The 20,247-nt window shown below is 69.9% G+C and carries 19 protein-coding genes; 10 read left to right on the forward strand and 9 right to left on the reverse strand.

All coding sequences use genetic code 11. The features are described from left to right. Position 1 precedes the first annotated feature (1 nt). From KY661_RS07895 to KY661_RS07925, 7 genes are read left to right on the forward strand one after another with little or no spacing between them, the layout of a single operon-like run. Positions 2-553, forward strand: coding sequence for a c-type cytochrome (locus KY661_RS07895; RefSeq protein ID WP_225409622.1), 552 nt, complete (start codon positions 2-4; stop codon positions 551-553). Then, positions 550-1,617: a cytochrome c oxidase subunit II gene (gene coxB, locus KY661_RS07900; protein WP_225409623.1), complete on the forward strand. Its 1,068-nt coding sequence runs from the start codon at positions 550-552 to the stop codon at positions 1,615-1,617. The genes KY661_RS07895 and coxB overlap by 4 nt, the downstream gene beginning before the upstream one ends. After that, positions 1,614-3,500, forward strand: coding sequence for a cytochrome c oxidase subunit I (ctaD, locus tag KY661_RS07905; protein ID WP_225409624.1), 1,887 nt, complete (start codon positions 1,614-1,616; stop codon positions 3,498-3,500). Before coxB ends, ctaD begins: the two co-directional genes overlap by 4 nt. After that, on the forward strand, positions 3,497-4,108 hold the full coding sequence (locus KY661_RS07910) for a cytochrome c oxidase subunit 3 (RefSeq protein WP_225409625.1): 612 nt from the start codon (positions 3,497-3,499) through the stop codon (positions 4,106-4,108). Before ctaD ends, KY661_RS07910 begins: the two co-directional genes overlap by 4 nt. Before the next feature lie 25 nt (positions 4,109-4,133). Continuing rightward, on the forward strand, positions 4,134-4,499 hold the full coding sequence (locus KY661_RS07915; RefSeq protein ID WP_225409626.1) for a hypothetical protein: 366 nt from the start codon (positions 4,134-4,136) through the stop codon (positions 4,497-4,499). Beyond that, complete coding sequence (locus KY661_RS07920) at positions 4,492-5,448, forward strand: cytochrome c oxidase assembly protein (protein ID WP_225409627.1); 957 nt, start codon at positions 4,492-4,494, stop codon at positions 5,446-5,448. Before KY661_RS07915 ends, KY661_RS07920 begins: the two co-directional genes overlap by 8 nt. Then, a complete protein-coding gene (locus KY661_RS07925) occupies positions 5,445-5,816 on the forward strand; it encodes a c-type cytochrome (protein WP_225409628.1) in 372 nt (123 codons plus the stop codon). Before KY661_RS07920 ends, KY661_RS07925 begins: the two co-directional genes overlap by 4 nt. Before the next feature lie 8 nt (positions 5,817-5,824). Here KY661_RS07925 and KY661_RS07930 read toward each other — a convergent pair whose 3' ends face one another. After that, positions 5,825-6,739, reverse strand: coding sequence for a hypothetical protein (locus tag KY661_RS07930; protein ID WP_225409629.1), 915 nt, complete (start codon positions 6,737-6,739; stop codon positions 5,825-5,827). Between the two features lie 53 nt (positions 6,740-6,792). Here KY661_RS07930 and KY661_RS07935 point away from each other — a divergent pair, with 53 nt between their 5' ends. Then, complete coding sequence (locus tag KY661_RS07935) at positions 6,793-7,827, forward strand: alpha/beta fold hydrolase (protein WP_225409630.1); 1,035 nt, start codon at positions 6,793-6,795, stop codon at positions 7,825-7,827. Here the strand turns inward: KY661_RS07935 and udk are convergent, their stop codons facing one another. Both udk and KY661_RS07945 read right to left on the reverse strand, forming a co-directional pair. Next, complete coding sequence (gene udk / locus KY661_RS07940; protein WP_225409631.1) at positions 7,828-8,463, reverse strand: uridine kinase; 636 nt, start codon at positions 8,461-8,463, stop codon at positions 7,828-7,830. A 66-nt stretch (positions 8,464-8,529) separates the two neighbouring features. Continuing rightward, on the reverse strand, positions 8,530-10,206 hold the full coding sequence (locus KY661_RS07945; protein WP_398577157.1) for a multinuclear nonheme iron-dependent oxidase: 1,677 nt from the start codon (positions 10,204-10,206) through the stop codon (positions 8,530-8,532). 30 nt (positions 10,207-10,236) lie between these two features. Here KY661_RS07945 and KY661_RS07950 point away from each other — a divergent pair, with 30 nt between their 5' ends. Continuing rightward, positions 10,237-10,953 carry a class I SAM-dependent DNA methyltransferase gene (locus KY661_RS07950; RefSeq protein ID WP_225409796.1) on the forward strand — a complete coding sequence of 239 codons (717 nt, stop codon included), beginning with the start codon at positions 10,237-10,239 and terminating at the stop codon, positions 10,951-10,953. 1 nt (position 10,954) lies between these two features. Here KY661_RS07950 and KY661_RS07955 read toward each other — a convergent pair whose 3' ends face one another. The 6 genes from KY661_RS07955 to KY661_RS07980 are packed head-to-tail and all read right to left on the reverse strand — an operon-like array spanning position 10,955 to position 17,499. Continuing rightward, complete coding sequence (locus KY661_RS07955) at positions 10,955-12,184, reverse strand: ABC transporter permease (RefSeq protein ID WP_225409633.1); 1,230 nt, start codon at positions 12,182-12,184, stop codon at positions 10,955-10,957. 9 nt (positions 12,185-12,193) lie between these two features. After that, complete coding sequence (locus tag KY661_RS07960) at positions 12,194-13,420, reverse strand: ABC transporter permease (RefSeq protein ID WP_225409634.1); 1,227 nt, start codon at positions 13,418-13,420, stop codon at positions 12,194-12,196. After that, a complete protein-coding gene (locus tag KY661_RS07965) occupies positions 13,417-14,181 on the reverse strand; it encodes an ABC transporter ATP-binding protein (RefSeq protein WP_075005198.1) in 765 nt (254 codons plus the stop codon). Before KY661_RS07965 ends, KY661_RS07960 begins: the two co-directional genes overlap by 4 nt. Then, a complete protein-coding gene (locus KY661_RS07970; RefSeq protein ID WP_225409635.1) occupies positions 14,178-15,443 on the reverse strand; it encodes an efflux RND transporter periplasmic adaptor subunit in 1,266 nt (421 codons plus the stop codon). The genes KY661_RS07965 and KY661_RS07970 overlap by 4 nt, the downstream gene beginning before the upstream one ends. Then, positions 15,440-16,777 (reverse strand): TolC family protein, encoded by a 1,338-nt coding sequence (locus tag KY661_RS07975; protein ID WP_225409636.1) that lies wholly within the window; start codon positions 16,775-16,777, stop codon positions 15,440-15,442. Before KY661_RS07975 ends, KY661_RS07970 begins: the two co-directional genes overlap by 4 nt. Next, on the reverse strand, positions 16,774-17,499 hold the full coding sequence (locus KY661_RS07980) for a YIP1 family protein (RefSeq protein WP_225409637.1): 726 nt from the start codon (positions 17,497-17,499) through the stop codon (positions 16,774-16,776). Before KY661_RS07980 ends, KY661_RS07975 begins: the two co-directional genes overlap by 4 nt. Positions 17,500-17,707: 208 nt before the next feature. On the opposite strand from KY661_RS07980, the gene KY661_RS07985 reads away from it, so the two are divergent. Further along, on the forward strand, positions 17,708-20,233 hold the full coding sequence (locus tag KY661_RS07985; RefSeq protein WP_225409638.1) for an AAA family ATPase: 2,526 nt from the start codon (positions 17,708-17,710) through the stop codon (positions 20,231-20,233). Positions 20,234-20,247: the final 14 nt, after the last annotated feature.

A 20,247-nucleotide genomic window follows, 5' to 3' on the forward strand; every position in this document is an offset into this window, starting at 1 on the left:
CATGCCCACCCTCCCCGTCCGGCCCACCGTCGCCCTGCTTGGCTTGCTGAGCCTCACCGCGTGCGAGCGGGAGCAGCGCCGTTTCCAGGAACTGGCGCCCGCCTCGGGCCCCGTGGACTCCTCGGCCCAGCTCACCGAGCTGCAGCCCGGGACGCCCTCGCCGCGTACGCCCACGAAGAACGTCTACGAGGAGAACGCCTATGCCCTCAGCGAGGGCAAGCGGCTCTACAACCAGTTCAACTGCGCGGGCTGCCATGCCCAGGGGGGCGGAGACATCGGCCCGCCCCTCATGGACTCCAAGTGGCGCTATGGCAGCGAGCCCGAGAACATCCACGCCTCCATCGTCCAGGGGCGGCCCAACGGGATGCCTGCCTTCCGCGGGAAGCTGGTCGATCAGCAGGTATGGCAGCTCGTGGCCTACGTCCGCTCCCTGAGCGGGTTGGTGCGCATGGACGTGGCCCCCAGCCGCGGCGACTCGCTCAGCGCGAAGCCTCCGGAGGCCCTGCAACCCGAGCAGCCTCCCACCCCGGAGCCCGTGGAGCAGCCGCGATGAAGCGGCGCGTGCTCCTCCTGGCGCTCCTGTCCGCGGGGTGCCAGGACGCGGCCCAGTCCGTGCTGGATCCGGTAGGCCCCCACGCGGCCCACATCCACGGGCTGGGGCGCCTGTTCCTGGGGGTATGCACGGCGGTCTTCGTGCTCGTGCTCGCGGTGCTGCTGGTGGCCGTGCTGCGCCGCCGGGTCGATCCGTCGCTCGGCAACAGTCCGCCCGAGGTGGATGCGGAAGCCCTGCTCCCCAAGGACCGGCTCGCCCACCCCTACACGCGCGCGGTGGACCCTGCCACCGAGCACCGGATGACGCGGGCGGTGGCCGTGGCCACCGGGCTGACGGTCCTGACGCTGCTGGTGCTGCTGGTGGCGAACACCCTCACGGGCAAGTCCCTGGCGGCGATGCGCTCCGAGCAAGCGCTGGAGATCGAAGTGGTGGGCCGGCAGTGGTGGTGGGAGTTCAAGTACCGGGATCCGGTGCCCGCGCGCCTGCTCACCACCGCCAACGAGCTGCACATCCCCGTGGGCCGGCCCATCTCCCTCAAGCTCAACTCCCGGGATGTCATCCACAGCTTCTGGGTGCCCAACCTCGCGGGCAAGCGCGACCTCATTCCCGGGCAGGAGAACACGCTGGTCATCCAGGCGGACGCGCCGGGCGTCTACCGGGGGCTGTGCGCGGAGTTCTGTGGGCACCAGCACGCGAAGATGGGCTTCCTCGTGGTGGCCGAGTCCCCCGAGGACTTCGAGCGGTGGCGAGAGCACCAGCTCCAGCCCGCCCAGCCCCCGGCGGATGCACTGGCCCAGCGGGGGCAGCAGGTGTTCCTCACCGGCCCCTGCGTGATGTGCCATGCCATTCAGGGCACGGACGCCTTCGCCACCCTGGGCCCCAACCTCACCCATCTGGCGAGCCGCCAGTCACTGGCGGCCAACACGGTGCCTAACGTGCGGGGCCACCTGGCCGGGTGGATCCTCAACTCGCAGAGCATCAAGCCGGGCAACAAGATGCCGTCCATCCGCCTGCCCCCCGAGGACCTGCACGCGCTGCTGGCGTACCTGGAGGGGCTGAAATGAGCACCGATGCCCTCGAGCGGGAACGGCTCACCCGCACCTGGAGCCCCCTGAAGGGGCTGCGCGGGTGGCTGAGCGATGTGCACCACACCACGCTGGGCAAGCGCTTCATCGTCACCGCCTTCATCTTCTTCCTGCTGGGGGGCCTGGAGGCGCTGGCGATGCGGCTCCAGCTCGCCCGGCCCGAGGGCACGGTGATGGGGCCGGACCTGTACAACCAGGTCTTCACCCTGCACGGCAGCACGATGATGTTCCTGTTCGCCGTGCCGGTCATGGAGGGCATGGGGCTCTACCTGGTGCCGCTGATGATCGGCACGCGCAACGCGGCCTTCCCCCGCCTCAACGCGTTCGCCTACTACACGTTCCTCATCGGCGGCGGGCTGATGTACGTGTGCTTCTTCCTCGACATCGGCCCGGACGCGGGGTGGTTCGCCTATGTGCCGCTGGCGGGCCCGGAGTACTCGCCCGGCAAGCGCGTGGATGTGTGGGCGCAGATGGTCACCTTCACGGAGCTGTCCGCGCTGGCCGGAGCGGTCAACCTGATCGTCACCGTCTTCAAGCACCGGGCGCCCGGCATGTCGCTCAACCGCATGCCCCTGTTCGTCTGGGCCATGCTGGTGAAGTCCTTCATGATCGTCTTCGCCATGCCGGCGGTGATGGTCTCCAGCCTGTTCCTGGCGATGGACCGGCTCATCGGCACGCACTTCTTCAACCCGGCCGAGGGCGGCGATGCGCTCCTGTGGCAGCACCTGTTCTGGTTCTTCGGCCACCCCGAGGTCTACATCATCTTCATCCCCGCGCTGGGCATCCTCTCCTCGGTGCTCGCCGTGTTCGCGCGCCGGGAGATCTTCGGCTACCTGCCCATGGTGCTGTCGCTGGTGGCCACGGCGTTCATCGGCTTCGGCCTGTGGGTGCACCACATGTTCACCACCGGGCTGCCCCAGCTCGGGCAGAGCTTCTTCACCGCGGGCAGCCTGATGGTGGCCATCCCCAGCGGGGTGCAGATCTTCTGCTGGCTCGCCACGATGTGGGGCGGGCGGCTGCGGCTGCGGCTGCCGCTCTACTGGGTGCTGGGCTTCTTCGCCCTCTTCGTCATGGGGGGGCTCACCGGCGTCATGCTGGGGGCCTATGCCCTGAACCTCCAGGTCCACGACACCTTCTTCGTCGTTGCCCACTTCCACTACGTGCTCATCGGCGGCGCCGTCTTCCCGCTCTTTGGCGGCTTCTATTACTGGTTCCCCAAGTTCACCGGACGGATGCTGAGCGAGCGCCTGGGGAAGTGGAACTTCTGGCTCTTCTTCATCGGCTTCAACCTCACGTTCTTCCCCATGCACATCCTGGGGCTGATGGGCATGCCCCGGCGCGTGTACACCTATGGCGTGGACCGGGGCTGGGAGGATCTCAACCTGCTGGCCACCGGGGGCGCGGCCCTGCTCGCCGTGGCCATCACCCTCTTCCTGGTGAACGTCTTCTGGAGCCTCCGGTACGGCGCCCTGGCCGGCGACAACCCGTGGGATGCGGACACGCTGGAGTGGTCCACCACCTCGCCCCCGCCGCCCTACAACTTCCTGCACCTGCCCACCGTGCGCGGGCGCTACGCGCTGTGGACCCAGGCGGTGGATCAGCCCATCGTCACCGGTGTGCGCAGTGACCGGCGCGAGGTGCTCGTCACCCAGCTCATGGACGCCGAGCCCGACCACCGCACGGAGCTGCCAGGCCCCACGCTGTGGCCCCTCTTCGTGGCGCTGGGCACCGGGGTGACGTTCATCGTCTCCATCTTCACCCCGTGGGGCGTCATCATCGGCGGGGTGCTGACGGCCTGCGCGCTCGCCGGCTGGTTCTGGCCCTCGGGCCATTCGAAGGAACTCATGGAGGAGCAGCCGTGAGCCCCCGCCGGACCCTCGACGTGTCGCACCTGCCCACCGTGGCCTTTGGCCACCGCGATCCGCTGTGGTGGGGCGTGACGGGGCTCATCGCCATCGAGTCCACCGTCTTCGCCCTGCTCTTCGCCAGCTACTTCTATCTCCGGGGCAACTTCCAGGAGTGGCCCCCCTCGCCCATTCCCGCCTTCCCGCGCACCCTGGCCACCGTCAACCTGGGCGTGCTCCTCCTGAGCTGCCTGCCCATCCACTGGACGAACAAGGCCGCGGAGAAGTCCCGGCTGGGGGGCATGCGCTGGGGGCTGCTCCTGGCGAGCGTGCTGGGCGGGGTGTTCCTCGCCGTGCGCTTCGTGGAGTTCCAGCACCTGGGCTTCCGCTGGGACAGCCACGCCTACGGCTCCATCTTCTACACGCTGATGGGCATGCACACCGCGCACGTCATCACCGGCACGCTGGAGAACCTCCTGCTCGCCGCGCTCCTGTTCAAAGGGCCCGTGGAGGACAAGCACCGCGTCGATGTGAAGGTGAACGGCATGTACTGGTTCTTCGTCGTTGCCATCTGGTTGCCTGGCTACGCCCTCCTCTTCCTGGACCCCGGCGTGTTCCGGCGCTGAGGGGTCCCCTCGAAGGAGTCCTTCCATGACTCGCTCGGACGCACCGCTGCCCTCCCACGACGGGGCCCTCTGGCTGGGCGTGCTCGCGCCACCCCTGGCCTGGCTGCTGGTGCTCCAGGCCAGCTACAGCGTGGTGACCACGGACTGCCAGCAGGCCCGGCCGCTGCTGCTGCACGGGTTGACCCTCGGGGCCCTGCTGCTCCTGGGCGGCGGGGCGCTCGCCGCGGGCCGCGCCTGGAAGGCCCTGCGGGCAACGCCCACGTCCCTGCAAGGGCGTGGCGCGGGACGGGCCCGCTTCATGGCGGCCTTCGGGCTCGTGGAGAGCGCGTTCTTCGCCCTCGTCATTCTGGCCACCTCCCTCTCCACCTTCCTGCTGAGCCCCTGTGACTGAGCCCCGCTCCTTCCTGAAAGCCCGGTCCGCCGGGGTGCTGGCCCTGCTGGGGCCCGCCACCGCGCGGGCCCATGGCGGCCATGCCCCTGCGCTCACCCTCCCGGAGGTGCTGGGCTGGTGGACGTGGGATCCGCTCGTGCTGGGCACGCTGGGGCTCTCGGCGTTCCTGTACCTCCGGGGCCTGCGGGTGTTGTGGCGGCGCACGGGCACCGGCCGGGGGGTTCAGCGCTGGGAGGCGGGGGCCTTCGCCCTGGGGTGGCTCACGGTGGCCCTGGCCTTGCTGTCGCCGCTGGACCGGCTCAGCGATCTGCTCTTCTCCGCGCACATGACGCAGCACGAGCTGCTCATGCTCGTCGCCGCGCCGCTCCTCGTGCTCGGCCGGCCGCACCTGACTGCCCTCTGGGCGCTGTCCCCCTCCCGGCGTGCGCAGGTGGTGCGATGGATGCAGGCACGGCCCGTGCGCACAGCCTGGCGGGCCACCACGGGCCCCTTCCTCGTGCTGCTGCTCCATGCGCTGGCGCGCTGGGTGTGGCACCTGCCCGTCCTCTTCCAGGCGGCCCTGGAGAGCGAGGCCGTCCACGCCCTGCAGCACTTCATGTTCTTCAGCACCGCGGCGCTCTTCTGGTGGGCGCTGATCCGGGGGCGCTACGGCCGGGTGGGCTATGGCGTGGCGGTCCTCTTCGTCTTCGCCACCGCCGCGCACACCAGCCTCCTCGGCGCGCTGCTCACCTTCGCCCGCTCCGTCTGGTATCCGCTCTACGAGGGCCGGACCGAGGCCGGAGGGCTCGAAGCCCTGGAGGACCAGCAGCTCGCGGGCCTCATCATGTGGGTGCCCACCGGCGTCATCTTCATCCTCGTGGGGCTGGCCCTCTTCGCCGCCTGGCTCGGGGAGGCCGAGCGGCGCGTGGCCCACACGCGGGTGGAGTTCTCCGAGGAGGTCCCTCCATGAAGGCCCTGCTGCCGGGGGCGGGCCTGCTGGCCCTGCTGCTTCTCACGGGCTGCCGCCGCGATGCGGAGCAGCAAGCGGCCCTCGTCACGGGAGGAGACCCCGCGCTCGGCCAGGCGGCCCTGCTGCGCTACGGCTGTGGCTCCTGCCACACCATTCCCGGCGTCCCCGGCGCCACGGCCACCGTGGGCCCCCCCCTGCAATCCCTGGGGACGCGCACCTACCTGGCCGGGCGGCTGCCCAACACGCCGGAGAACCTCATCCAGTGGGTGCGCCACCCGCAGGCGGTGGAGCCCGGCAACGGCATGCCGGAGCTGAACGTGACCGAGGAGGACGCGCGCCACATCGCCGCCTACCTCTATGCGCGCTGAAGCGGCGCCTACTCCTGGGCGCTCGCCTTGGCCGGGTCGATCTCTTCCTCGGGGCGCTCCTCTTCCGTGGCCCCTTCCCACTTCTCGCCCGCGCCCAGCCGCCACTCCCCGGGCACATCCAGCTTCCACGTGTACGTGGACGAGGCGATGCCGCCCGTGGAGGCGCGGGAAGTCACCTTGAAGGTGATGTCCATCTTCGCCACCTCCGAGGGCACCAGGTCCATGTCGTAGTGGCCCAGCACCATCTGCGGCGGGAACTCGGGGATGAAGCGCTCCGGGAAGTCGATCTTCATCGACGGATCCGCGCCCCGCATCTCCCCCACGAGCTTGCCCTTGGCATCGGTGAGCCGCCAGGCGGTGTCGAAGGCGGCGCTGGTGGCCATCTTCTTCAGCTTGCCCTCCTCCTTCATCTCGCGCTGCGCGCCCCACAGCGCCAGCTGCAGCCGCACCTGCGGCTTGCCCAGCACCATCACCACGTCCGAGGACACCACATCCAGCCGCATCCCCTTGTCCGTGGCCGTCCATTCCGGGTGGTAGCGCCCGCCCCGGAATCTGTCGAAGACTTTACGCGTGTATTGGTAGAAGGCCTTGCGGTCGTCCGCCCGGTCCTCCTTGCCGCTCTCCGCCCGCCGCTCGACTTCCTGGAGGTACGCGTCGAACTCCTTGTTCCCTCCATAGCGGTTCAGGTGCGTGTCGATCTGCTCGAAGTACGTCTTGAAGAACGGGGCCACCTCCTCGCGGTAGGCCTTGTCGTCGGGGTTGTTGCGCATCCAGCCCACGCGCTCCAGGTACTCCTTCTGGATGCGGGCCAGATCCGCTTCGCGCTGCGCCTCGTGGGTCTGGGCGCTCAGCTTCCGGTAGAACATCACCGAGCCGACCAGCACACCCACGAAGAGGACGATGACACCAAAGTAGCGCTTCACGCAGAGAGTCTCCTGATGCGTACGGGCATCCAGTGATATGAGAACTTCCCTGCGTGATCCAGGCCACGGGCACCTACCTGTTGACAATACCGCTCCCCCTCGAAGAGGGCGGGCTGCTGGACGGCACCCAGGTGGCCTACGAGAGCTACGGCGAACCGTCCGGCGAGAACTCGGTGGTGTTGCTGCATGATCTCGCCCAGTCGCACCGCGCGCTCGGGCCCGTGGAGGACTCCGCGTATCAGCCCTCGGGCTGGGGCCGGGAGCTGATCGGCGACCGCCGCCCGTTGGATCCCTCCAGCCTGCACATCCTCTCCCCGAACCTGCTCGGCAGCCCCTTTGGCACCACCTCGCCGCTCACGGAGGACCCCTACACCGGGCAGCGGCTGGGGCCCGCGCTGCCCCTGCTGACGGTGATGGACATGGCGCGCATGCTCTCCGCGTTCATGCGCGGCGTGGGGCTCAAGCGGGTCCGGGCCCTGGTGGGCGTGGGGCTGGGGGGCCTGGTGGCGCTGCGGCTCGCGGCCCTGTTCCCCGAGCTGACCGCGGGGGTGGTCGTCATCGGCGCGGCGCGGGCGCTGCCGGAGCCGCTGCGGGACCGGATGGGCATGTTCCACCAGATGCTCTGGATGGATCCGGAGTTCCGCGAGGGCTTCTACACCCCGGACGCCGGGCCTCGCCGGACGCTGCGCAAGCTGCGGCTGGAGTACCTGCGGCTGCTGTACGGCCGCGAGTTGCTCACCGCGCGGTACCGGGACATCGCCGCCGCCGAGCAGGCGCTGGAGGCGGACGCCGAGGCGTTCGCGGCCACCTTCGATGCGAACGCCTGGTCGCTGCTGTGCACCGCCTACGCGGGGTGCGACTTGACGGAGTTCCTGCCCAAGATCCAGGCCCAGGTGCTGCTCATCACCGGGGCCTCGGACCTGCTGGCGCCGCCCGCGCGGGTGCGGGAGACGTACCACCTGCTGAGCGCCTCGGGCATCCAGACGCGCTACCACGAGCTGCAGGGCGCCGGAGACCACGGGGCCCTGCTCACCGAGACCCGGCGCCTGCACGGCCCCGTGCGGGACTTCCTGCGCCGGTTGCGCTGACTACCGCGCTGGAGGGGGCGCGGCGAGCCGTGCCCGGAGCGCGCCCACCAGCATCCCGATGGCGATGTCGTTGTTGCCGCCGTGCGGGATGATGATGTCGGCGAAGTGCTTGGAGGGCTCCACGAAGCCCATGTGCATGGGGCGCACGTGCCGCAGGTACTGGCCCACCACGTGATCGAAGTCCCGGCCGCGGTCCTTGATGTCGCGGGTGAGGCGCCGGAGGATGCGAAGGTCATCGTCGGCATCGACGTAGATCTTCACGCCCATCTGGTCGCGCACCTCCTTCATGTGGAGCACGAGGATGCCCTCGATGAGGATGATGTCCCCGGGCTCCACCAGCACGGTGCTCTCCTGGCGGGAGGACGTCCGGAAGTCATAGGCGGGCTTCTGGATGGCCTGGCCGGAGCGCAGCTGCTTCAGGTGCTCGACGAGCAGCTCCGTGTCGAAGGCATCCGGGTGATCGAAGTTCACCTGCCGCCGGTCCTCCAGCGGCATGTCCTTCAGGTCCCGGTAGTACGAGTCCTGATCGATGAAGGCCACCCGGCAGTCGGCCAGCGCCTCGCGAACCTTCCGGGCGACGGTCGTCTTGCCGGACGCGGTTCCGCCCGCGATTCCAACGACGAGGGGTGACGACATGGCCGGCCCACCTACCGCAGCGGCACGGCCAGCGCAAGGCCGCGTCTGAAACCGGACAAACCCGGCTCAGGCGCCCCGGCGCACCCACCCACGGCCCAGGGCCTCGGCGAGCAGCGCCGGAGGCAGCGCTGCCTCCTGGAGGGGCCCGGCGGCCAGGGTGCGCAGCATCTCCAGCAGGGGGGCCGGGGCCGTCTGCACCTCCAGGTGCCCGGCCCTCCGGCGCACGGCGAAGCGCCACGGCCGGAGCACCACCCGCCGGGCCGTCTGGGCCAGGGACTCCAACCCGCTCACCTCCAGCACCTCGCAGGCCCACGCCCGCCCGGTGAGGTGCCGCCGGAGCGCCCGGGCCGTGTAGACGAGCTCGGACAGGTCCGCCGCGAAGGCCCCCACCCCAGCGTCGGCCGCCAGCCCCACCTCTCCGGGCCCCGGCGGGGCATGGGGCCGCTGCATCACACTGGGCAGGAACACCTCGAAGGACAGCGCCGCCGAGCCCCCCTCGTCCGGCTGGGCCCGCAGGTGCCGCCGGGCATAGCTCAGGAACGCATGCTCCAGGGAGCGGCCCAGGCCCTGGAACAGCTCCCGGAACTCCGGGGACGCCGTGAAAGCCCGGAGGGCGTCGCGCGTCCCCGCCAGGAGCAGGCGGCTCAACGGGTAGGTGCGGTCGAGCTGCTCGGCCACCACCGCCAACCGGAAGTCCGTCTCCGCCACGCTGCCCTCGGGATCATCGCGGGGCTCCGGAGGCCGGGCGCCGTAGCCCAGCTCGAACAGCTCCCAGGGCTTGCTGGCGTTGCGCAGCGCGGGGACGGGCACCTCCGCCGGGGGCTTGAGGGCCAAGGGGGGACGGGGCTCCGCCGGAATCCACCGGCGCAGACGCTCCAGGGTCAGCCGGGCCACCTCGGGCGGGTGGCCATCCCCCTCGAAGGTGACCGCGCGCAGCGAGGGGCAGCGCGCCAGGAGGCGCTCCAGCAGGGTGAACAGCTCGTCACGCACCGGCTGGGTGTGGTCATCCACGTAGAAGCCGCGGGAGCCCCGGCGCGTCACCACCCCGCCGGCAAGGTGCAGCTCGATGACCTGCTCGAAGGGAAAGCCGTCCCATCCCACCTCCAGGGGCAGGCCCGCGGAGAGCTGGTAGCTGAACAGGTGCCCCACATCGATGAGGAGCGGGAGCCCCGTGCGCGCGTGCAGCCCGGCCATGAAGTCGAGCACGTGCATGTCCCCGCGCCGGGCGAAGACCGCGGGGTTCTCCAGCGCCAGCGGCCGGCCGAGCCCCGCCTGGACATGGAGGGCGTGCGCCACACAGTCCTCCAGGCCCTCCGGGGTGAGCGGCGGGGGCAGGTAGAGGTAGCCCGGAAAGGACTGGCCGCCCGCGTGCCACCAGCCCACATCGTTGCCCACCCACGCACTGCCCACGGCCTGTGCGTGCGCCTCCAGGTCCGCCAGGGCCTGGGCGCTCTCTCGCTCGGGGCCATAGAGGTTGAGGTGCACCGGGTGGAAGAGCACCGGCACCTGCCCCAGGCGCTGGGCCATCTCGGGATAGAGCGTGGCGTGCGCCCGGGTCTCCTCCAGCGACAGCGGAGCGCTGTACTCCACGAAGTCGAAGAGCCCGGGAGACGCGTCGAGCAGCCGGTAGGGATGGGGCGGATCGCTGGCATTCAGGTTGCTGCTCAACCCCAAGCCCCGCCACGGCAGCGTCCATGCTTCTTGGGAACGCACCACCCCTCCTCTTGCCATCGTCTCGCCCATAGGAGGGCGGGGATGCTACACCCGGACGCCATGTTCCATCGCAGGGGCCCTACCTTTTTCGAGCTGGCCCAACAGTGTCTGTCCTCCGTCGAGCACGGGTACGACTTGCTCGCGCCCAAGTTCGACCACACCCCCTTCCGGACCCCGGAGGTGGTGCTGCAAAAGGCCCTGGAACAGGTGGGCCCTCCGGGCTCCATCGGTCGGGCGCTGGACGTGGGGTGTGGCACGGGGGCGGCGATGCGCCACCTGCGCCCGCTGTGCCGCCAGGAGGTGGTGGGCGTGGACCTCAGCCGCGGAATGTTGGAGGAAGCCCGCCGCCGCCAGGCGGATGCCCCTGGCGAGGCCACGCTGACCTTCGTCCAGGGCAACGCGCTGGAGATGACCTACGAGGCGGAGTTCGACGCCGTGACGAGCTTCGGCGCCCTCGGCCACTTTCTGGAGGAAGACCAGCCCTGGCTGGTGCGGTGCATCGCCCGGGCCCTGCGGCCGGGGGGCCGCTTCGTCTTCGTCACCGCCGAGCCGCCCCCGGTGCTCAGCGCCAGCTACTGGGTTGGCCGGGGCTTCAACGCGGCCATGCACGTGCGCAACGCGCTCCGGAAGCCCCCCTTCATCATGTACTACCTGACGTTCCTCGTGCCCCGCGCCCGGGAGCTGCTGGAGGCGCAAGGCTTCGAGGTGGACGTGCGCGAAGGCCTGCTGCCCCGCCCCTTCTTGGACTACCGCATCGTCGTCGCCACCAAGCGGTGACTCAGTCCGAGCGCATGGCCTCCACGGGATCCAACCGGGCCGCGCGCACCGCGGGGTAGATGCCGAAGATGAGCCCTACCCCGGAGCTCATGCCCAGCGAGAGCGCCACCGCCCAGGGCGGCACCAGCGTGGGGAAGCCGAGCATCCACCGGCCCAGGAAGGCCAGGCCGAACCCCAGCCCCACGCCGATGGCCCCGCCCACCAGCGACAGCAGCACCGCCTCGGTGGCGAACTGGCCGAGGATGCGCCGCTTGCGCGCCCCCAGGGCCTTGCGGATGCCAATCTCCTTGGTCCGCTCCGTCACCGATACCAGCATGATGTTCAAGATGCCGATGCCGCCCACCACCAGCGACAGCAGGCACACGCCAAAGCCCGCGATGGTGATGACCTGCGAGAGCTGGTTGAAAGTCTGCGTCATCGACTCGTTGGTGTGCAGCTCGAAGTCGTTCTCCGCGAGCGGCGCCACGTCGCGCCGGCGGCGCAGCAGCGTCTCCACCTCGTCCTTCGCCTTGTTCACCAGGTCCGCGCCCTGCGCCTGGATGTTGAGGTCCAGGGAGCGCGCCTTCCCATAGAGCTGCTGGAAGGAGCGCAGCGGCACGATGACGAGGTTGTCCATGCTCATCATGCCCAGGAAGCTGCCGCGCCGCTGCAACACCCCGATGATGGTGAAGGGACGCCCCTTCACGCGGACCTCGTGGCCGAGGGGGTTCTGCCCGGGGAACAGCGCATCCGCCACATCCAGCCCCACCACCGCGACGTGGCGTCCATCCACGGCCTCGGACTCGCCGAAGAACCGGCCGGAGGCCACGGTGATGCCGCTGGTGTCCAGGTACTCGGGCGTCGCGCCGTAGACGCGCACCGACGGCCGAGTCTCCTGGGTGGCGGTGACGATCTTCTGGCCTCCCTCGTCATCGGAGGCCGCCACCGACATCACCGAGGGACACGACAGCTCGATGGCGTGGGCATCCTCCGAGGTGAGCGCGGGGCGCCGGGCATACTTCTGCCAGTTGAACCGTCCAAAACCCGTGGGCCACTTCGTGGCCATGAAGGTATTGGCGCCCAGCTGGGACAGGTCCTTGTTCACCTTGAGGCGCAGCCCTTCGATGAGGGCCATCATCGTGATGACGGTGGTGACACCGATGACGATGCCCAGCAGCGTCAGCAGCGAGCGCAGCGGGTTGCCCAGGAACGTTCCCAGGGCCAGACGAAGGTTGTCGAGAAAGGCGCGCATGGGCAGGGCCTACTCGTAGCGCAACGCTTCCACCGGGTCGAGGTTGGCCGCGCGGGCCGCCGGCCAGATGCCAAACAGCAAGCCCACCAGCGCGGCGAAGCCCACGCCCGCCACCACGGTGACGAGTTGCACCTCCGCCGCCAGCGGGGTGATGAGCGAAACCACCTTCGCCGTGCCCAACCCCACGAGCGTGCCCAACGCGCCGCCCACCGCCGACACGGCCGAGGCCTCCATCAGGAACTGCAACACGATGGTGCGCTTGCGGGCCCCGAGCGCCCGGCGGATGCCGATCTCCCGCGTCCGCTCGCGCACGGACACCAGCATGATGTTCATGATGCCGATGCCCCCCACCAGCAAGGTGATGAAGCCCACCCCCACCGCCACGCCATAGAGCGCGCCGGTGAGCTGCTGGTAGGTGTTGGCCAGCATCTCCGGACGGTTGATGGAGAAGTCGTCCGGCGCTCCGGGCGGCGTGTTGCGCACCCGCCGCAGGATGCCGATGAGCTGATCCTCCGCGCGGTTCACGTCCTCCGTGCTCCGCACGGAGAGCGCCATGCTGAAGGAGCGCTGCTTGCCGAACAGGGCGTAGAACGTCTTGAACGGCACCATCACGGTCAGATCCTGGTTGTTGTCCAGCATCATGCCCTTGCGCGACAGCGTGCCCACCACCAGGAAGGGCCGCCCGTCGATGCGCACCGTCTGCCCCACGGGGCTGACCCCGGGAAAGAGCCCCGAGGCCACATCCGCCCCGAGCACCGCCACTGACCGCGTCGTCTCGTTGTCCGCCTCGGTGAGGAAGCGGCCCGAGGTGACCTCGAAGCCGGAGATGGACAGGTACTCGTTCGTTACCCCGTTGATGGTCACGGTGGACAGCTGCTCCTCACCGTGGGCCACGTCCGCCGCGCGCCCCACCACGGGGGAGATGGCGGTGAGGTAGGTGGACTGCGCGCGGATCTGCTCCAGCTGCGCCAAGGTGAAGTTCTTGCGGTTGCGGTACACCCACCAGTCCCCCGCCATCACCCAGGGGAACTTGGAGATGAAGAGGTTGTTGGAGCCGATGGTGGCCAGCTGGCGGTCGAAGGACGCGTTGAGCCCCTGGATGATGCCGACGATGGCCAGCAGGGTGGCCACCCCGATGCCGATGCCCACCGTCGTGAGCACCGTGCGCATCCGGTTGGCCTTCAGCGAGAAGAGCGCGATGCGTCCCCCCTCCACCACGTCCACGCGGAAGCTCATAGCCCGCCCGCCCCCTGGGCCGAGGGAATGACGAGGTTCCCGAGCGCCACCTCCCGGCCGGGCCCATCCGCCACCACTTCCCCATCGCTGAGGCGGACGGCCCGGGGGCAGCGCGCCGCCAGCTTGGGCTCGTGGGTGACGAGCACCAGCGTGTGCCCCGCCCGGTGCAGCTCCTCGAAGAGCCGGACAATCTCCTCGCCCGTGGCCGAGTCCAGGTTTCCCGTGGGCTCGTCGGCGAGGAGCATGGAGGGCTCGGCCACCAGCGCCCGGGCAATGGCCACGCGCTGGCGCTGGCCGCCGGACAGCTCGTTGGGCCGGTGGTGCATGCGGTGGCCCAGCTGCACCTTCTCCAGCGCCGCCTTCGCCCGCTCCCGGCGCTCACGCGCGCCCATGCCCCGGTACACCAGCGGCAGCTCCACGTTGGCGAGCGCCGTCTCGCGGGGCAGCAGCTGGAAGGTCTGGAAGATGAAGCCGATCTCTTTATTGCGGATGAGCGCCAGCTCGTCGTCGTTCATCCGCGCCACATCCTTGCCGTTGAGGATGTAGCTGCCGCTGGAGGGCGTATCCAGACAGCCCAGCACGTTCATCAGCGTCGTCTTCCCGGAGCCGGACTGGCCAATGATGGCCACCCACTCGCCCCGGCCGATGCCGAAGGAGACACCCCGCAGGGCGCGCACCTCCTCGCCGCCCACGCTGAAGACGCGGGTGATGTTCACCACCTCGATGAGCGGGCGCGTCCCCGCCTCGCCGCCGTGACTCACGACTTTTGCCCACCCTTCGTCCCAGGGCCGCCCTGCGAGGGCTCGCTCACGACGTTCCCGTGGCTGAGATCCTTGGAGAGCGTGCGGTAGGGCCCCTCCACCACCCGGTCCCCCTCCCGCAGTCCCTCGAGAATCTCCAGCTCCGTGTCGGAGGCGATCCCCGTGCGCACGCGGCGCACCTGGGCCTTGTTGTCCGCGTCCACCACGAAGACGACCTTGGCCAGCGACTCCGTCTTGCGCTTGGCCTGCAGCGCTCCACCCTCCACCGGGGCCTGGTAATCCGGCAGGGTCTTCTCCGAGCGCACCGTCACCGCCTGGATGGGAACCAGCAACGCGTCGTTGTGCGTCTCCGCGGCGATGCGCACCTCGGCGCTCATGCCCGGCAACACGCCCGTGGGCCGCGTCTCCAGCGCCACGGTGATGGGGAACGTCGTCACCTCCGCCTCCGTGCCCTCGTTCTTGATGAGCGCCTTCTGGGCGATCTCCACCACCGAGCCCTGGAAGGACTCCCCGTCCAGCGCGTCCAGGGCGACCTCCGCGGACTGGCCCGTCTTCAGGTGGACCACCTCGTGCTCGCCCACCTCGATCTTCACCTCCATGGCGTTCAGGGCGGCGATGATCATCACGATGTCCTCGGACAGGTCCGAGCCGCGCACGCGCTCACCCACCTCACGGGACAGCTCGATGACGTTGCCGTCGATGGGCGAGACCAGCGTCGTCTGCGCCAGGTTGCTCGCCGCCTCCTCGTAGACGGCGGACGCCTGGGACAGCCGCTGCCGGGCCGCCGCGACCTGGGCGTTGGCCGTGTCCAGGCGCGCCTGGGACTGCTCCAGCTCGGCGCCCGAGGACAGCCCCTTGTCCACCAGCCCCTTCACGCGCGCATGTTCGGCCAGGGTGCGCTGGGCCTCCACCTCGGAGACCTGGACCTCGGCCTTGGAGGCGCTCTGGGCCGCCAGTGCCTGCTTCACCGTCGCCTCGAACCGCCGGCGGTCGATGCGCCCGAGCACCTGGCCCTTCTTCACCGGCTCCCCGTCCTTCACCAGCAGCTCGATGAGCTCTCCGGAGAGGTTGGAGGAGATCTTCACCGTGGTGGCCGCCTGTACCTTGCCCGCGCCCGTGATGGTGCGGGTGATGGTGCCCTTGTGCACCTTGGCGAGCTGCACCTCCACGGACGGAGGGGGCCGGTCCCGAAGTCCTGCCACCGTGATGCCCGCCGCGCCCAGAAACAGGCCGCCAGCAATGACTCCCTTCCACCACTTCATTTCGACTCTCCCGGACTCAGGGTGCCCATGGCCCTCATCATGGCAAAGCGGGCGGTCTCCACGTTCACTCGGTTCTCCAGCAGGGTCAGCTCCGACTGCGTGAGCTTGAGCTGCGCGTCGCGCACCTCCAGCGTGGAGCCTGCCCCCGCCTTGAAGCGTTCCTCGGCCAGCGACAGGCTCCGCGCGGCGGTTTCCCGGTTCTCCGCGGCCAGCTGCGCGGTGGCGATCTGCGTCGCCAGGAGCTGAAGGGTGCGCTGCACCTCGGCCTCCACCTCCCGATCGGTCTGCGCCAGGTTCAGCTCCGCGGTCCGCAGCTGCGCCCGGGCCTGGGTCACCTGGGCGTCGGTCGACAGCCCGGTGAAGAGATCCCACTGCAGCACCACGGCGCCCGACAGCGTGTTCTGCAGGCGCGGCGTGGCGAACACGGGACGGGCCTCGGGGCCGCTGCGTGAGTAGGAGCCCTGAGCAAACAGCCGGGGCCAGTAGCCCGCGCTGGCCACCTCCCGGCCCAGCGAGGCGGCACGCACCTGCTGCTGAAGCGCCACGAGCAGCGGCCGGCGGCGGCGGGCCTCGGCAATCGCCTGCTCGAAGGACGGCGGCGGCGGGGGCGGCTGCAAGAGGCTCTCGGGCGCCTGGGCCTCCAGAGGCTCGGAGCCCGGACGGGCCAACCACACCGCGAGCAGGCCCCGGTCCTGGACGAGCTGCGCCTGGCGCAGCAGCAGGTTGATGCGGTCATTGCCGAGGTTCACCCGCGCGGACAGCTCCTCGCCCCGGTTCACCCGGCCGGCCTCGAAGAGCGCCTGGGCCCTCTCGAGCTGCTCCTCGCTGCGGCGCACGGTGGCCTCCAGCACCTGGAGGGTGGCCTGCGTCCGGTACAGGGTGAAGAAGCGGTTGATGGCCTCCAGCTCGGAGGTGTCCGCCTGCTCCTGGGCCTGGCCCCGCGCCGCCTCGAACACCGCGCCGCTCTGCTCCAGCTGCTTCCAGCGCACCCGGTCATAGATGACCTGCGTGAGGTCCAAGGACAAACGGAAGTTGCCGCGGTCCTGGGAGTCCGTCTCGACCGTCCGCTGTTCGCAGACCGTACGATCCGCGTTGCACAAGATGGCGGGGCCACGCTGCCGGCCGATGAGTTCTCCGCCCACGGAGCTGGACAGGGACAGCTGGGGCAACAGCGGTGAGCGCGCCAGCCGGACATCTTCCGCCGAGCGCGTGGCCTCCAGCAGCGACACCAGCGCCTGGGTGTTCTGGCGCCCCTGGGACCGCGCCTCCTCCAGGGAAATGGGGGTGGCGGCGGGCACCATGGCCACCCAGGCGGCGAAGAGCAGTGCGTTCACTTGCCACCCGCCATGGAAGCACCCGGCCCACCGCCCATGGCCGGAAGGCCCACGGAGAACACGCCGAAGTACATCAGGTAGAGCACCCCCATGAGCAGCAGCGCGCGTCCCCGGCGCATGCCCGTCGCGGCGGAGAAGCCCAGCCCCAGCAGCCCCACGCTCCACAGCTTGAAGAAGTCCACCGCGCTCAGCAGGGTCTTCATCTTCGGGGACAGGCCTTTCAGCAACCCCAGGTGGGTGGGAAGCAGGGTCTGCACGCGCTCCAGGGTCATCGTGTGCTGCGCGGAGACACACAAGGTGAAGAGCAGGTGGTAGAGCGCGATGGGCATCATCGCGATGGCCGCCACGGCCATCATGCGGCCGAAGGGGGCACGCATGCCGAAGAGCCATGCGCTGAACCACAGCACCGCGGACAGCAGCAGCACCATCACCGGCATGACGAAGACGCCCGTGGCGATGCCCCCCACCAGCCCCTTGCGCGAGGCGATCTGGATCTTGTCGGCGATCTCGCTCTCCGAGAGCCCGCCAAGCTCCCCGCCCATCTGCAGCTGTTGGACGGTCGCCGCGGCCGCATCCCACTTCAGGGCGAACACGGCCCCGGACAGGGACACGCACAGGCACAGCAACACCAGGGGCCAGCCCCAGCGGCGCGCTTCGATGGCAGCCCCCATCCCGTCAATGGGATCGACGAGGACGCGAGCAGGTTGAGCAAGAGAAGTCATAAGAGAGGGTCGAGAGGTGTCGTTCACTCTACGACGAGAAACCCGGGGTATTGCCTGCAACCCTGGGCGTTGGGGAAGCGAACAGCGGACGGCGGCGCGAATTCCCCAGGATTCAAGGGGGTTACAGCAGCCCTGTAGCAGCCTGTAGTGGAAATTTTGCCCGTACGATCCGAAGGGTGTATTTGCTCGGCTGCTTGCCGGAGTTCTAATGGTCGACAGCAGCGATCTCGCGCAGGTTCTCCACGAGGCGAAGGACATTGCCCAGAGCGTCACACAGAAGCTCAGCTCGGCCCACGTGTTGCTGGCGCTCTACACGGTGGACAACCCCGCGCAGGTCCTTCTCAAGGAGAAGGGCATCGACGAGGACACCCTCCTCGAGTTGATGACCGAGGCGCCGGCCGAGGAGGAGTTCCTCGTCCGCAACCTCTGCGAGCGGGCCCGGGCGATCGCCCAGCAGTGCGACTCGCGGGAGGCCGACTGCCTGCACCTGCTCATCGCGTTTTCCCGCGTGCGCTGCGCGGCCAACGATCTGCTGGCCCGCTCAGGGGTGGACCTGCTCAAGCTGGGCACCGTCGCCTTCTCGTACTTCACGAGCGGCCGCATGCCGCGCAAGCTTCAGGCCAGCCGCGCGCCGATGTCCTCCCCCTCGGCCGGGGGCCGCTACCCCATGGGCCGGCCCCTGGGCGCGCCGCCGTCGCCGCTGCCCCAGGCCGCCATCGCCGTGAGCCTTCCCCGGCCGGCCCCTTCCCGGCCCTCGCTGCCCGCCCTCTCTCCCCGTGAGCTGATCGACGCGGATGAGGGTCATGACGAGGTGGCCGCCCCGGCCGCCGAGCCTCCGCCTCCTGCTCCGGCGGCTCCCGTCGCGAAGGCCGCCCCCCTTCCTGTGACGCCGCCGCGTCCCGCGCCCGCCCCGGCCCCGCTCCCGGCGGCACGCGCGGTCCCGCTGACGCTGGATCCCAAGATCTATCCCCTGCTGACCTCCATCGGCCGGAACCTGAGCCTGCTGGCCCAGGAAGGCAAGCTGGACCCCGTGGTGGGCCGCGCCAAGGAGATCGAAGAAGTCATCGACGTGCTGGGCAAGCGCCGCACCAACAACCCCTGCCTGCTCGGCGAAGCCGGGGTGGGCAAGACGGCGGTGGTGGAAGGCGTGGCCCAGCAACTGGTGAGCCTGCGCGGCACCCTGGCCGCCAAGGTGCTCATCGAGCTGGACATGGCGAGCCTGGTGGCGGGCACGCAGCTGCGCGGCGCCTTCTCGGAGAAGCTGAACGCGCTGAAGGACGAGGTGCGGCGGGCCGACGGGCGCGTGGTGGTCTTCATCGACGAAATTCACACGCTGGTGGGCGCGGGCTCCACGGGCGAAGGGCCCCAGGACGCGTCCAACGAGCTGAAGACGGCGATGGCGCGCGGGGAGTTCCCCTGCATCGGCGCCACCACCCACGACGAGTTCCGGAAGTTCATCACGGCGGACCCAGCGCTGGAGCGCCGCTTCACGCCCGTGGTGGTGAACGAGCCGTCGGTGCCGGACACGGTGGAGATCCTCAAGGGTGTCATTGGCCGGTACGAGGAGCACCACGGGCTGCGCTACTCACCGGAGTCCCTGGTGGCGGCCGCCTCGCTGGCGTCCCGGTACGTGACGGACCGCTTCATGCCGGACAAGGCCATCTCGGTGGCGGACCTGGCCGGCTCGCGCTGCCATCGCGAGGGCAAGACGTCGGTGGAGCCCGCGGACGTGGCGCGGGTGGTGGCCAAGCTGGCCGGGGTACCCGAGGAGCGGTTGCTGCTCAAGGACTCGGAGCGGCTGCTGAGCCTGGAAGCGGACCTGGGCCAGCGGGTCATCGGCCACGAGGAGGCCGTGACGCGCATCGCCCGGGTCATCCGCCGCAACTACGCGGGCTTCGCGTCGCGGCGGCCCATGGGCTCGTTCCTGTTCCTGGGCCCCACGGGTGTGGGCAAGACGGAGATGGCGCGGGCGCTGGCGGAGGTGCTCTTCGGCAACCGCGAGGCGCTCGTACGGCTGGACATGAGCGAGATGGCCGAGTCGCATGGCGTCTCCCGCCTCATCGGCTCGCCCGCGGGCTACGTGGGCTATGGCGAGGGAGGCCAGCTCACCGAGCCCGTCCGCCGCAAGCCCTCGTCCGTGGTGGTGCTGGATGAGATCGAGAAGGCGCACCGCGAGGTGCAGATGCTGCTCCTCCAGGTGCTGGAAGAGGGCCGGCTGACGGACGGCAAGGGCCGGCACATCGACTTTTCGAACACGGTCATCGTGATGACGACGAACCTGGGCGCGGAGGCCTTCTCGCGCGTGAACAGGACGCTGGGCTTCGGCTCGGAGGCGCAAGCGGGTGCCAAGTCCGACACGGATGCGGCGAGCGCGGCGGCCCGCAAGGCCCTGCCCCCGGAGCTGTGGAACCGCATCGATGAGCGGCTGCCGTTCCACCCCCTCAAGGAGGTGGAGGTCGCGAAGATCGCCACGCTGCTGCTGAACGAGAGCAGCAAGCGCCTGGTGACCGAGCGAGGCATCGCATACGTCGCGGGCGAGGATGTGGTGGGCCACCTGCTGAAGTCGGGCGGGTTCGATCCGCAGCTCGGCGCGCGGCCCATGCGCCAGGTGGTGCAGCGCCTGGTGGAAGCGCCCCTGGCCGAGCGGATCCTCGCGGGCGAGTTCGTCGCGGGCGACCGGGTCCGGGTCGCCGTGCGCAACAGCCAGCTCGCCTTCCAGCTCGACGCGGTCTGACCGCCCTTCCCTCC

The sequence above is a fragment of the Allostigmatella hybrida genome (assembly GCF_020103775.1).
Taxonomy (GTDB): domain Bacteria; phylum Myxococcota; class Myxococcia; order Myxococcales; family Myxococcaceae; genus Hyalangium; species Hyalangium aurantiaca.